Annotated in this window: 12 protein-coding genes and 1 pseudogene; 9 read left to right on the top strand and 4 right to left on the bottom strand. The window is 53.1% G+C overall.

Features of this window, described 5'->3' with window-relative positions; genetic code table 11:
• The first annotated feature begins 69 nt into the window (after positions 1–69).
• Positions 70–1,809, top strand: coding sequence for an ABC transporter ATP-binding protein (locus tag AC27IT_RS14595; protein WP_487091869.1), 1,740 nt, complete (start codon positions 70–72; stop codon positions 1,807–1,809).
• A gap of 120 nt (positions 1,810–1,929) precedes the next feature.
• Here AC27IT_RS14595 and AC27IT_RS14600 read toward each other — a convergent pair whose 3' ends face one another.
• Complete coding sequence (locus tag AC27IT_RS14600; protein ID WP_487091870.1) at positions 1,930–2,523, bottom strand: YdeI/OmpD-associated family protein; 594 nt, start codon at positions 2,521–2,523, stop codon at positions 1,930–1,932.
• A gap of 596 nt (positions 2,524–3,119) precedes the next feature.
• Between AC27IT_RS14600 and AC27IT_RS14605 the strand changes: the two genes are divergently transcribed.
• Together AC27IT_RS14605 and AC27IT_RS14610 are read left to right on the top strand one after the other, a co-directional pair.
• Entirely contained in the window at positions 3,120–3,584 is a 465-nt protein-coding gene (locus AC27IT_RS14605; RefSeq protein WP_327945238.1) for a cytochrome-c oxidase, read from the top strand.
• A gap of 28 nt (positions 3,585–3,612) precedes the next feature.
• Positions 3,613–3,907: pseudogene (locus AC27IT_RS14610) on the top strand (DUF418 domain-containing protein); the annotation flags it as partial.
• A 153-nt stretch (positions 3,908–4,060) separates the two neighbouring features.
• On the opposite strand, the gene AC27IT_RS14615 reads toward AC27IT_RS14610, so the two are convergent.
• Together AC27IT_RS14615 and rlmD are read right to left on the bottom strand one after the other, a co-directional pair.
• Positions 4,061–4,768 carry a DNA alkylation repair protein gene (locus AC27IT_RS14615; protein ID WP_327920732.1) on the bottom strand — a complete coding sequence of 236 codons (708 nt, stop codon included), beginning with the start codon at positions 4,766–4,768 and terminating at the stop codon, positions 4,061–4,063.
• 145 nt (positions 4,769–4,913) lie between these two features.
• The gene (rlmD, locus tag AC27IT_RS14620; protein ID WP_487091871.1) at positions 4,914–6,293 is read right to left on the bottom strand and encodes a 23S rRNA (uracil(1939)-C(5))-methyltransferase RlmD; all 1,380 of its coding nucleotides are present in this window, start codon (positions 6,291–6,293) and stop codon (positions 4,914–4,916) included.
• 175 nt (positions 6,294–6,468) lie between these two features.
• Here rlmD and AC27IT_RS14625 point away from each other — a divergent pair, with 175 nt between their 5' ends.
• From AC27IT_RS14625 to yhfH, 3 genes are all read left to right on the top strand, one after another.
• Positions 6,469–6,810: a hypothetical protein gene (locus AC27IT_RS14625; RefSeq protein ID WP_005827620.1), complete on the top strand. Its 342-nt coding sequence runs from the start codon at positions 6,469–6,471 to the stop codon at positions 6,808–6,810.
• Positions 6,811–7,310: 500 nt separating this feature from the next.
• Positions 7,311–8,558 (top strand): threonine ammonia-lyase IlvA, encoded by a 1,248-nt coding sequence (ilvA, locus tag AC27IT_RS14630; protein ID WP_007777217.1) that lies wholly within the window; start codon positions 7,311–7,313, stop codon positions 8,556–8,558.
• A 182-nt stretch (positions 8,559–8,740) separates the two neighbouring features.
• On the top strand, positions 8,741–8,902 hold the full coding sequence (gene yhfH, locus AC27IT_RS14635; RefSeq protein ID WP_005827625.1) for a protein YhfH: 162 nt from the start codon (positions 8,741–8,743) through the stop codon (positions 8,900–8,902).
• A 234-nt stretch (positions 8,903–9,136) separates the two neighbouring features.
• Here the strand turns inward: yhfH and AC27IT_RS14640 are convergent, their stop codons facing one another.
• Positions 9,137–9,442 (bottom strand): hypothetical protein, encoded by a 306-nt coding sequence (locus tag AC27IT_RS14640; RefSeq protein ID WP_007777213.1) that lies wholly within the window; start codon positions 9,440–9,442, stop codon positions 9,137–9,139.
• A gap of 175 nt (positions 9,443–9,617) precedes the next feature.
• On the opposite strand from AC27IT_RS14640, the gene AC27IT_RS14645 reads away from it, so the two are divergent.
• The 3 genes from AC27IT_RS14645 to AC27IT_RS14655 all read left to right on the top strand — a co-directional run bounded on the left by AC27IT_RS14645 (position 9,618) and on the right by AC27IT_RS14655 (position 12,288).
• Positions 9,618–10,181, top strand: a complete 564-nt coding sequence (locus AC27IT_RS14645) for a hypothetical protein (protein WP_283858761.1) — start codon at positions 9,618–9,620, stop codon at positions 10,179–10,181.
• 79 nt (positions 10,182–10,260) lie between these two features.
• Positions 10,261–10,830 (top strand): biotin transporter BioY, encoded by a 570-nt coding sequence (locus AC27IT_RS14650; protein WP_487091872.1) that lies wholly within the window; start codon positions 10,261–10,263, stop codon positions 10,828–10,830.
• A 114-nt stretch (positions 10,831–10,944) separates the two neighbouring features.
• Complete coding sequence (locus tag AC27IT_RS14655; protein ID WP_487091873.1) at positions 10,945–12,288, top strand: cytochrome P450; 1,344 nt, start codon at positions 10,945–10,947, stop codon at positions 12,286–12,288.
• Positions 12,289–12,367 lie beyond the last annotated feature (79 nt).

Raw genomic sequence — 12,367 nt, forward strand, 5'->3', positions numbered from 1 at the left:
CATAATTCCGATATGTTTAGTATATTTTATGGTAGCGAGAATTTATAGTCAATAGCAGGTGAGAGAAAAATGGAGCCCATTTTACAAGTGCAAAATTTGTCCGTTTCCTTCCAGTCCCGCGGCGAGGAAATCCAGGCTGTGCGCGGGGTAAGCTTTGAGCTGAACAAAGGAGAGACGCTGGGAATCGTCGGCGAATCGGGGAGCGGCAAGAGCGTGACGGCCCGGTCCATCATGCGCCTGCTCCCGTCTCCGCCGTCTTTTTTGAAGGAAGGCGAGATTCTGTTTTTGGGCGAAAACCTGGCTGACAAAACGGAGCAGGAGATGGAGAGCATTCGCGGCAAGGACATCGGCATGATTTTTCAAGACCCGATGACTTCTCTAAATCCTACTATGAAGATCGGAATGCAAATAGCGGAGAGCATCATCAAACATCAGAAGCTGTCCAAAAAAGAGGCGGAGCAGCAAGCGGTGGACATGCTGAAGCTGGTAGGCATCCGCAACAGCGAAGCCCGCTACCACCAATACCCGCACGAGTTTTCCGGCGGCATGCGGCAACGGGTGATGATCGCGATGGCATTGGCTTGCCGTCCCTCCTTGCTGATTGCCGATGAGCCGACGACGGCGCTCGATGTCACCATACAGGCGCAAATCCTCACGCTGATGAAAACGATGCAGGAAAAGTTCGGCACTTCGATCATCCTGATTACGCATGACCTCGGTGTCGTGGCGGGCATGTGCGATCGCGTCGTGGTTATGAAAGACGGGGAAATCGTAGAGGCGGGAACGACGGAACAGATTTTTGCCAATCCCCGGCATCCGTACACATTGAAGCTGTTAAACGCGCTTCCGCGTCTCGATGAAAAAAAGAAAGCGAAGCCCGCTCCGCTCATTTTGACCAAGCGAGACAACGAGCCGTTCATCGAGGTCCGGTCGCTCCAAAAATATTTTGACATGGGGAAAGGAAACATCCTGAAAGCTGTCAACGGCGTCAGCTTTCAGATTAAGAGAGGGGAAACGCTGGGCGTCGTGGGCGAATCCGGCTGCGGCAAATCGACGACGGGGCGGACGATTTTGCGTTTGCACGAGCCAACTGGCGGCGATGTGCTGTACGAGGGGATGTCGGTGAACAGGCTGTCGGCAAAAGAGATGAAAAGCATGCGCCGCTACATGCAAATGATTTTTCAGGACCCTTACGCCTCGCTTAATCCGCGGCTGAAGGTGCTGGATATTATCGGCGAAGCGCTGGACGTGCAAAAGCTGGCGGGCAGCCAGTTGGAACGGCAGAAGCGCGTCGAGGAACTGCTTGACCTGGTGGGGCTGGAGCCTGCTTACGCGATGCGCTATCCGCACGAGTTTTCCGGAGGGCAACGCCAACGAATCGGGATCGCCCGCGCACTGGCCGTCGATCCGCAATTCATCGTCTGCGACGAGCCGCTCTCGGCACTCGACGTCTCGATCCAGGCGCAAGTCGTCAAGTTGCTGGAGGAACTGCAGCACCGCCTCGGCCTCACGTATTTGTTCATCGCGCACGATCTGTCGATGGTCAAGCATATCAGCGACCGCGTCGCCGTGATGTATGCCGGAAAAATTATCGAGCTGGCCGAAAGCGAAGAGCTGTACGCCAACCCGCAGCACGAATACACCAAAACATTACTGGCCGCGATCCCGGTCCCCGATCCGCAGATCGAGTCGAAAAAGAAACGCGTGCTGCTGGAGGAGCAGACGGAAGGCGACAAATACAGCCTGGAGCATTCCGAACTGGTGGAAGTGAGGAAAGGGCATTGGGTGGCTGTTCCCAAGTGCTTGTAAAAAAGGAAGAGGCACCAGCTACGGATGAACTGGTGCCTTTTTGGAATGGCATTTCCGCTTTGGCTACTGGTATGAGGGGCGGAGCGGCCCAGATGAGTGGTTACGCGCTTAGCGAATCGCCTAATCGTGCATTCCTTTCCCATCGAGAATCTGCTGCCTGTATTTTTCAATCCGGGACTCCCGGGTTTTGGCTTGCTTCGGTTGAGAAAAATAAAGAATGTACGCACGTTGCCGTCCTGGCGTCAACGCTTCGAACGCCGTTTTCAAGGCAGGGTCTTCCGCGAATTTGGCTTGGAGCTCGTCTGGAATGATGTCTTCTGTATCCTGCTTAAACTCTACTTCCAAACCGGCTTTTTCCACTTCGATCGCTGCCTGAATGTAAGCTTTGAGGATGGCTTCCAGCTCGATGATTTCTTGCACATTGGTGAACCGAATCTGGCGTGCCGCCTGTACATTCGCCGTTTGCTGGACGAGAATCCCATGAGGGTCTGGCAGCAAAGCCCCTTTGTGGAACAGAAGCGCGCAATATTCTTTAAATCCATGGATCAATACGATGTTTTTGCTGTTCAACGTGTAGCAAGGATGCATCCACTTAAAATCCTCGGTTAGTCCACAGGCGCGAACAATTTCGCGCAGCTTTTCAAATTCTGCCTTCCACTTTTTTTCTTTGCTTAAAAAAGCTTCGACCTTGGGGTGCTTTTCGCTAATTGTCATCAAGGACACTCCTCATTGAGTTTTCGTTTTGCTGGCAGTTAGCTCTTCAGTTGTTTGGGAAACCTTACTTGTGGCTTTGCACCGTTCAAACCGTAAGCCGGATCGGTGAAGGGCTATATGTGTATCCTTGACAGAAAACAGTGTGCAAAGACCGGCTTGTTCTTTTATTCGATGGCACGTTTTCGTACTCCTTGCGTATGAGAGAGCGAAAAACATGCCAGGTCATGCTGCGCATTTTTTAGGCAACTCATTCCAGTACCCGGACATGGATTTTATTGAGCGGCATCTCACGGCTTGGACCCATTGAAAAAAGCCGTAACCGGATACCAACGGTGCCGCTGTTAGTTCGCCTTGCTTTTAAACCCTTCCATCAATACTTCCAAACCAAAGCGAAATTCTTTCTCCATATCAATCTTGGAAACGTCGAAAGGCAACCCTTCTGCCAAAGCGGCGTTCAAAGGAATGTCTTTTCGATCCAAGCAGTAAGGAAATGCTTTTGTAAGGAGACAGATCAATTATTTTTTTGACTTTAATCTAACGGTGTTAGTTTTTCTTGGTGCCCATAAGCGCTTTGCAAAATTCCGTTGCAGGCACATTTGGCAGGAGAAGTAGAGTCACCAAGAGCAAAAGCATTTCGCACCGGATTATTTTGGGGAAAAAATAAAAGCTTGGAGGTTGTTTGGATGGGAAAATACTTTATCCGAATTTCAACCATTTATTTGATTCTCGGGCTGCTCATCGGGTATTTGATGGGCGTTACCAATCTTTTTCAATATACGTCTTTGCACGTCCATGTGAATTTGGTCGGGTGGGTGACTTCCGCTTTATTTGGGGTTGTGTACTGTATTTTTTCGTCGCCTCGCCATGCCAAAATGATAAAGGTGCACTTCTGGCTGCATACGCTCGGGGTCCCGTTGCTGGTAGGAGGGATGTATTTGATTATTGCCGGCATGGAAGCCATTGGGGGGCCTTTGTCTGGATTGGGAGGTGCGCTAGTGATTGTCGGCGCTGTACTTTTTTCTATGTACAGCTTTAAGGCATTCCAACCAAGCAAAGAGTAATTCGCTTCAGAATGACCGCCTCATCATCATTGGATTAACCGTTTCTTTGTTGGGAGCGCTGCCTCTGTCTCTGATCGGAAGCGTATGGAACCTAGTCTTTTTATGGCTTGCACATCCTAACCGGAATCGCCGGGGGATTAGCGTATGCAGCCATTTTCATGCTTGTTTTATTTCTATCGCCAGTGGCACTCGATTTGGGAGGACATGTGACGAACGGTATGGCTTCTGCCATTGCAGCCGGGATTTGGATGCTTTCTGTCGTTTTGGCTACTTTGCTGGAAAGAAACAATCGAAATGGTCCGTTAGAAATATTTCTGAGGCGATTCAATGAGGGAGAAGTAGAGGCGGCTGATGATAGCCGCCTTTCCTGCCAACGGGGGAATGGAAGAAAAATTTCGCTTCTAACTTCAACCAATTGTGAGCAAAACGCTTCTTTTTCCTTTCGACCGAAAGTTGCCAGCGCAAATTCGAACGCCTTAACACCTTACATACTTGCGTTTGAAACCAAGCTGGTTTTTGGCGATGGCCTTTTGGATATTTTCCGAAGCGCGCAGGAATTTGCTTTTTCCCTTTTTGTCTTGGACTTCTACCGGGCCTACTGCCTCGGCGATCTCGACCGCCTTATCGTGGAGCGGCAAATACGATACCGCCACGGTGTAAATAAAATTGTTCATCGCGTATTTCGCCCGTTCGGGAGCAGCGTGAATCGTGTTTTTGACCAGTTCCAGCATATCGGCCATTTTGCTTTCCGAAAATTCACGGTCCGGGCGATTGCCCAAAAGCCAGCAGTAACAGCTCCAGCCCCCTGACATTCTCAACTCTTCGCCGCTTGCGATCCATTTATCGGCAACCTCTTGCGCAATATCCGTTTCTGCCAAGGTTACGGCCACTACGTAATCGGAAAGCATGTAAAAATAAGCGGCATCCATCCAGCGCTCAAAATCTGCCGGAGTCATTGCTTTTGGGTCTGCGATGACGCCAGCAAAGTACATGGCGTCATAGTTCCCTGTGGCGTAAAGCTGCTCAGCCAAAGGCTGATTGATTTTGATTTTCCTAGCGATCGGCTTCATCTCGCCAGTAGCTACCCCAAAAAGCGGTTCGTGCGCACCATTGGACATGTATATTTTCTTCGTTCGTTCTTTGCCCAGAGCTTCCAGTTCCTGCATAACCGTTTCCAGATCCATTGTTTCATACTCCCTTCTTTTTGGAGAGTGTGCCTGCTAGATGCGAGCGATCGTCGCGATTTCCCACAGATTTAGACTATCGTATCATAGCGGGAGGAGTCTACAAAGGGAAAGAGCAGCCAACACCCAGGCTGCTCTTGACGTGTTATTTTACCAGCAACGCAATACTCTCCACATGCGCCGTATGCGGAAACATATCCACCGGCTGCACGCTCGCCAGCTCGTACCGCTGCAGCAGCTTCGCCACGTCCTTCGCCAATGTCGACGGGTTGCAGGACACGTACACAATCCGCTTTGGCTGCACATCCAGCAGCGAACGAATCAACGCATCATCCAGCCCGGTGCGCGGCGGGTCGACGACAACGACGTCCGGGCGCGTGCCTTGTTTGGCCCATTTTGGCATCAGTACCTCGGCGCGGCCTACGTGGAAGCTTGCGTTTGTCGCCTGGTTGCGCGCCGCGTTGCGGTTGGCGTCCTCGACGGCTTCCGGGATCAGCTCGATGCCGCGCACCTCGCGGGCATGCGGAGCGAGCCACAAGCCGATCGTGCCCGTGCCGCAGTACAGGTCGAGCACAAGCTCCTTGCCAGTCAAGGCGGCGGCTTTTTTCACCTGGTCGTACAGCTTTTGCGTCTGCTCCGGATTCAGTTGGAAAAAGGCGCGCGCCGACAAGTCAAACGACAGCTCCCCGAGCTTTTCCGCGATAGCGGGCCTGCCCCACAGGGAGAACGTCTGGTCGCCGAAGACGAGCGACGTTTTTTGCGGATTGACGTTTTGCGCGATGCTGACAAGCTCGGGCAGGCGCGTGCGCAGCTCCAGGATCAGCTCCTTGACGCGGGGAATTTCCTTGGTGGCTGTCACCAGCGTTAGCTGCGTTTCGCCTGTGGCAAAAGCTACTCGCGCCACGATCGTGCGGATGACGCCTGTCCGCTTGCGCTCGTCGTAGACGGGGATGCCCAGCTCCTCGATGATTTTTTTCGCGGCTTGCACGATTTTGGTCGTCGCCTCGTGCTGCACCTGGCAGCCTTCCAGATCGACGAGCTTGTGGCTGCCTGTCTGGTACAGTCCGGCGATGAGCTTGCCGTTTTGCTTGCCCACCTGGAACTGCGCCTTGTTGCGGTACGACCACGGGTTGTCCATCCCGATGGTCGGGGCGACGGGGGGATCGGACAGGCGGGCGTATTTGCGCAGAGACTCGATGACGATTTCCTGCTTGCTCGCAAGCTGTGCCGCATAGTCCATGTGTTGCAGGCTACAGCCGCCGCATTCCTTGTAGACCGGACAGGGCGGGACTGTGCGCGCGGAAGACTTCTCCACGACGCGCAGCAGCCGGGCCGTTGCGTACTTTTCCCGCGCTTCCGTCACTTCGGCATGCACGACCTCTCCGGGGAGAGCGCCTTCGACGAAGACGATCTTCCGTTTGAAGTAGCCGATCCCTTCGCCGTTGATTCCCAGACTTTTTATGGTGAGCGTCATTTGCTGGCCGACGCGTATCGTTGTCTCTTGTTCCTTTTTGTGTGTTGGCATCTTTGTTCTCCTCAGGACGATTCAGTATCCTTTCATTATAGTTGATTGCGAGACTTGTTGCATGGGGAGGGTGCACACGCATCCGGGCGCTGTGCTCACAAATAATGGCAACTTCCTGTGCAGCCTTGTTTTTGTTATAATAGTGCGGAGAATACTGAGGGAGTTGTGACGCTAGATGCAAGAGCTATTTGACAAAATGAAAGAATACCTCAACATGGATACCGAAATTTCCTTTGAAGAGTTTGATGGCTACTACAAAAAAGTAGTCGCGTTTCTGAACGATAACTGGAAAGAGCTGAACGAGGAAGATACGATGCACATGCTGTTCATCCTCGACAACCTCAAATCGAACGGCGAAGATCGCGCCAAGCGCAAAGTGAAGGAAGCGAAAAAATACGCGAAAATGGCGCAACGCACCGAGATTTGGGCAAATGCGCTGATCGGCCGTCTGCGTGAAGCCGGTTTGACCGACGAAGAGATCGGCAAGCGCTACGAAGCCATCTACGAAGCGGTGTAACAGCCGACGATAGCATAAAGCAAGAGAGAGCCACCCGGGTGTGAGCTCTCTTTTTTTGTGCGCGATCCAAAGCAGGATGCGGTTTTGTTTGACAAGAAAACAGAGTCGCATTATAATTTGTAACTAATAATTTGAATAGTTCGTTATCAGTTGCGTAGAAAAGGAAGAGTAGGAACAGAGAGCAGCGTGCAGAGAGCCGTTCCCCGTGCTGAAAGAATGGCCGCCTAGCCTGTTTTGAAAATCACCTTGGAGCAGTGTTCTGGAAAGCCGCCGCAATCGGGCGGTGAGTAGAGGACAACGGATTCGTCTCCGTTACCGGACGGGAGTTCCCCACGTGGAACTTCTACAAGTCTGTTTTTCGTGAGGAAGACAGAGAAGCTGAGTGGTACCGCGATGCCTTCGCCTCAGCCAGCCGTGCGCAAACCAAGCGCTGCTGGCGAGGCGGAGGCTTTTTCTATGAAAAAAAGAGACAACCAACGTTTGGGAGGGGCCAGAGAGTCATGCATACAGTGAGAGTGGAAGAAATTGTGGTGGCAAACCACGGATTGAAAGACGTAGTGGAGAAGACACCGCTGCAAAAAAACAACGTGCTGTCCGAGCGCTACGGCTGCAACGTCTATTTGAAGCGGGAAGATTTGCAGGTCGTCCGCTCCTTTAAAATTCGCGGAGCGTACCATTTCATGCGCAGCCTGTCCGCAGAGGAGCGCGAGCGCGGAGTAGTGTGCGCCAGTGCGGGTAACCACGCGCAAGGAGTCGCGTACTCGTGCCAGAATCTGCAAATCCAGGGCACGATTTTCATGCCGACGACGACCCCGCGCCAAAAAATTTCCCAGGTCAAACGGTTCGGCGGCTCGTATGTGGAGGTCGTGCTGATCGGGGACACTTTTGACGACTCGTTCGCAGAAGCGATGAAATATTGCCTGCAGGAAGACCGGACGTTTGTCCATCCGTTCGACGATCCGCTGGTGGTGGCAGGGCAAGGCACGGTGGGGCTGGAGATCATGAACGATCTGGAGGAGCCTGCTGACTTCGTTTTCATGAGCATCGGCGGCGGCGGCCTGGCGGCAGGGGTCGGCACGTATGTAAAAGGCATCAGCCCGGATACGCAAATCATCGGGGTGGAGCCTGCGGGAGCGGCATCCATGAAAGCGGCGCTGGAGAGAGACGACGTCGTGACGCTCGATGAGATCGACAAGTTCGTGGATGGAGCGGCAGTCAAACAGGTCGGACAGTTGACGATGAGCATTTGCCGCGAGGTGCTGAGCGATATCGTGCTCGTGCCAGAGGGCAAAGTATGCACGACGATTCTGGAGCTGTACAACAGCAGCGCGATCGTGGTCGAGCCTGCCGGGGCCTTGTCGATTGCCGCGCTCGACTACTACAAGGAGCAGATCGCGGGCAAAAACGTCGTCTGCATCATTAGCGGCGGAAACAACGATATCGACCGGATGCAGGAAATCAAGGAGCGCTCCCTGCTGCATGAAGGCTTGAAGCATTATTTCATCATCAATTTCCCGCAGCGCGCCGGGGCTTTGCGCGAGTTCATGGAAAAGGTGCTCGGTCCGCACGACGACATCACGCGCTTTGAGTACACGAAGAAAAACAACAAGGAAAACGGCCCGGCGCTGGTCGGCATCGAGATGAAGTGCCAGGAGGACTACCAGCCGCTGATTAGCCGGATGAAGCAGCACGGCATCCGCTATGTCGAGATCACCAACGATCCGTATTTGTTTAACCTGTTGATTTAAGAACATTGTGTTACAACAGATGCCGAATTTGCAAAAATGTATGAATACAGAGAAAAATGGAGCAAACGGGAGCATTTGAGCGAGAGAAGAAGGTATTGTGGCGTAATGTATTATAACAAACTTTTATAAAACAGGCGCTGTTGTAATACAATACAGATAACAACACACGGGGGGTTATAATCATGACGCCAATCACTACGTTTTTCCGAAACCTCGAAGCAAAATGCTGCGCAGCTTGCGGCCAGACCATCAACGAGCAGGCTGAGTCTTACGCGAACGAATGCTTCACTTGCCAGGAGCAGGCATCCTACGACGCCTACAAGCACTACCACCAAAAACGGTAAGCAGATGAATACAGCATAGATCAGGTGTACCGAACGGCTGGAGCCAGAGGGTATGCCTTTTTTGTGCGATCAGCTTCTTATCCGGTATCAGTGCACCCAGGGCTGCGCCAATAGCCTAAGTTTTCTCATTTGGGCAAACCGTGCCGCATGCGCTTCTCCCCTACTTTTATGAAAAGCGCCGGAAGCTTTTTCCACAAAAAAGCCGCTGCTTGTCTGGCAGCGGCACTTTGCCATTCAATGCGGTTTGGCCTGGGACTTGGCGGCCTGTTCCTTTACGTAGTCGATCAGGCCGAGCTGGAAGCCCTCCTGTGTCAGCAAGCGCTGGGCTTCGTAGGTGCTGGCATAGTAGGCTTGGACGTGCGGATCGTTTTCCAGCACGCGGCGGCATGCCTCGTCGCGAGAAAGCTCTCTGTACCAGTCCGCCTCCTTGATTTGCGCGACCAGCTCCTCATAGGCCGGCTCGGGCTTTTTCCACGGGTTCAAGCGGTGAAAAATTTCACCGAAAATCGCAACAACGACTAAAATTCCGATGAGAAACATGTTTGTCACCTCTGACGTTGGTTCCCTCCCATGGTACCACTCCCGGAGCGCTTTTCGCTATGGGGAAGTCTGTTCTTGCTTGCAAATGCGCAAAAAAGCAGGCATGCTAGTGACAGAAAACCAAACGGGGCCTGTAACACAGGTCCAGGCAGTGAGAACAAAAGGAGGGCACCCCATGTTTCATCCGCTGGTATTTGACAATATCAGAGTGGTGCTGGAAGGCGCGGTGTACGACCGCGATTTTGACGGGGCGATCACGATTACCAATCGGTCGGACGTCATGGATATGGCGACGTTCCAACGCTTGTTCCAGATCGACTTCAAGCTGGCCGAGTACGCGGAAAATGACCAGGGCGTGCGGGCGCAAATGCAACTGCGCACGAGCCTGGGCGACATAGCCGCGGAGCAACTGGAAACGCCGCTCGTGGAGCATATCGGCTGCACGATTTGCATTCATTTTTACATGCAGCTTGAAAAGCCCGGCGACATTCCGAACAGCGCAAAAGAGATTACGGCGATCCTCAACGACATTTGGGGAGAGCGCCCGTACATTACCCAGACGCTGTCGGCGAAGCTGCCGGAGCACCGGATCGAATGGCCGCCGCCAAGTTGGGAAAACCGCGTGACGCTGGACTTTCACCGCAAGATCGACGAGGGCAACATCGACGACCTGCGGCTGCTGATCGAGCACACGATTCAATCGCTTGCCGGTCTGCAAAACTACGTCAAGCAAACATAGGGATTTACAATTTCATTCATGCGTATTATCATTTTGTTAACCTTATTATATTTTTAGTTAACATTGGAGGCTATTACGCATGAGAAACGAACGTTTGAGATGGCTTTTGTTGTCCGCCATTTTTGCCGCTGTCACGGCAGTGCTGTCCCAACTGACCGTTCCGTTGCCGCTCATTCCGGTCCCGTTCACGGGGCAGACGTTGGCGGTAGGGCTTGCTGCGACGATTCTGGGCAGTCGCTACGGCACGCTCGCTCTTTTGATTTACGTGTTGCTTGGAGCAGTCGGCTTGCCCGTCTTTGCGGAAGCAAGCGGCGGGGTACAAGTCTTGGTCGGCAAAACGGGTGGGTTTATTTTCGGATTCATCGCCACTGCCTATGTAACAGGCCTCTTTTTGGAAAAATTCGGCTTCACCTTGAAGCATGCGGTCGTCGCCAACGTGATCGGCATGTTCGTGACGCTCGCCTTCGGTTGCGTTCAGCTCAAATACGTGCTGGATATCCCGTGGGACAAAGCCATTGCCTTCGGCGCTACGCCGTTTTTGGTCGTAGGCGTTATCAAAGCGGTGCTCGCCGCGCTGATCGGCATCAAAGTGCGGGAGCGTTTGATCGCTTCTCGCCTGCTGCGCGCAGAGCAGCCTGTCGCACGCTAACAACGGTACGCCTTTTTCGCCACCTGAAATTTTCAGGTGGCTTTTTTTCGCATAAACTCCTTTTCATGCCGGATACTATCGGTAATCTAATCGAAGCACATGAGGGGGATTTCCATGGGTGTGACAATCTCAGGACCACGCGGCTTGCCGATTTCCGGCAATTTGCTTGCTTTTCGCAAAGACCCGCTGCAGTTTATCCGCGACGCTGTTGCCGAGCATGGCGATGTCGTTCACTTTCGTTTTGGGCCGAAAAGGCATGTCTATTTGCTGACCAATCCCGACCAGATCAAAGAAGTGCTCGTGACCAAGCAAGACCATTTCAAAAAAGGAAAAGGCTTGCAGGTCGCCAGAGCCGTCGTCGGCGACGGGATTCTCACCAGCGAAGGCAAGAAGCACATGCGCCAGCGCAGACTGATGCAGCCGGCTTTTCACCGGGAGCGGATTGCCGGCTACGGCCAGGCGATGGTGCGCCAGGCTGTCGAGCTGTTGGAGGACTGGAAAGCAGGGGAAGTCCGCGACATCCACGACGATATGATGCGGGTGACGCTGGCGATCATTACGGAAACGATGTTTGGCAAAAGCATCAAGGAGGGCGCCGACAAAATCGGACATGCGATCGACGTCGGACTGAAATATGTGGCGAACAAAGCTTCCTCCTTTATCGACATTCCGTTGTCGGTTCCGACAAAAAGCAATCGACAGTTTCTGGAGTCGAATGAAACGCTGGATCAAACGATTTATTCCTTGATCGAAGAACGGCGAAACAGCCAAGACGACAGACAGGACGATTTGTTGGGGATGCTTCTTGCGGCGCGGGATGAGGACGACGGCCAGGGGATGACAGACGAGCAGGTGAGAGACGAGGTCATGACGATTTTCGTTGCCGGTCACGAGACGACAGCCAATACGATGTCGTGGATCTTTTATTTGTTGGCGACTCATCCGCATGTCGAGGCCAAGCTGCACGAGGAACTGGCGACTGTATTGGACGGCAGGCTGCCTACGGTCGACGATTTGCCTAAGCTTACCTACACGAGCCTCATCGTTTCGGAAACGCTGCGCCTGTATCCGGCTGCCTGGACGATTAATCGGGAAGTGGTCGAAGAGGTACAGATTGGCGATCACACGTATCAGCCTGGCGATACGCTGATGATGAGCCAGTTTGTCATGCATCGTCTGGAGCGCTACTACGAGAAGCCGGATGAGTTTATTCCGGAGCGATTCGCGGGCGATCTGCTGAAACGCAACCCGACGTATGCCTATTTTCCGTTCGGGGGAGGGCCGAGGGTTTGTATCGGGAACAACTTCGCTCTGATGGAAGCTGCCCTGCTTTTGGCGACGATCGCGCAGCGCTACCGCCTGCGGCTGGCAGAGCCTGGTCATGTAGTGGAGCCGGAGCCGCTCGTTACGCTGCGTCCGAAAAACGGCCTGCCGATGCGCCTGGAAAAGCGGGAGTAAGGCAAAAAAAAGAGGCATCTTTGCACTACGGTTTCGCCGTGATGTGTCAGATACCGAACTGGGGGTTATTTATCACTGA

This window comes from Brevibacillus sp. YAE8 (genome assembly GCF_057543335.1).

Excerpts from the sequence above, each read along its gene's own strand:
- AC27IT_RS14595 (WP_487091869.1), top strand. The coding sequence starts at position 70 with ATGGAGCCCATTTTACAAGTGCAAAATTTGTCCGTTTCCTTCCAGTCC.
- AC27IT_RS14600 (WP_487091870.1), bottom strand. The coding sequence starts at position 2,523 with ATGACAATTAGCGAAAAGCACCCCAAGGTCGAAGCTTTTTTAAGCAAA.
- AC27IT_RS14615 (WP_327920732.1), bottom strand. The coding sequence starts at position 4,768 with ATGGATCTGGAAACGGTTATGCAGGAACTGGAAGCTCTGGGCAAAGAA.
- rlmD (WP_487091871.1), bottom strand. The coding sequence starts at position 6,293 with ATGCCAACACACAAAAAGGAACAAGAGACAACGATACGCGTCGGCCAG.
- AC27IT_RS14625 (WP_005827620.1), top strand. The coding sequence starts at position 6,469 with ATGCAAGAGCTATTTGACAAAATGAAAGAATACCTCAACATGGATACC.
- ilvA (WP_007777217.1), top strand. The coding sequence starts at position 7,311 with ATGCATACAGTGAGAGTGGAAGAAATTGTGGTGGCAAACCACGGATTG.
- yhfH (WP_005827625.1), top strand. The coding sequence starts at position 8,741 with ATGACGCCAATCACTACGTTTTTCCGAAACCTCGAAGCAAAATGCTGC.
- AC27IT_RS14640 (WP_007777213.1), bottom strand. The coding sequence starts at position 9,442 with ATGTTTCTCATCGGAATTTTAGTCGTTGTTGCGATTTTCGGTGAAATT.
- AC27IT_RS14645 (WP_283858761.1), top strand. The coding sequence starts at position 9,618 with ATGTTTCATCCGCTGGTATTTGACAATATCAGAGTGGTGCTGGAAGGC.
- AC27IT_RS14650 (WP_487091872.1), top strand. The coding sequence starts at position 10,261 with ATGAGAAACGAACGTTTGAGATGGCTTTTGTTGTCCGCCATTTTTGCC.
- AC27IT_RS14655 (WP_487091873.1), top strand. The coding sequence starts at position 10,945 with ATGGGTGTGACAATCTCAGGACCACGCGGCTTGCCGATTTCCGGCAAT.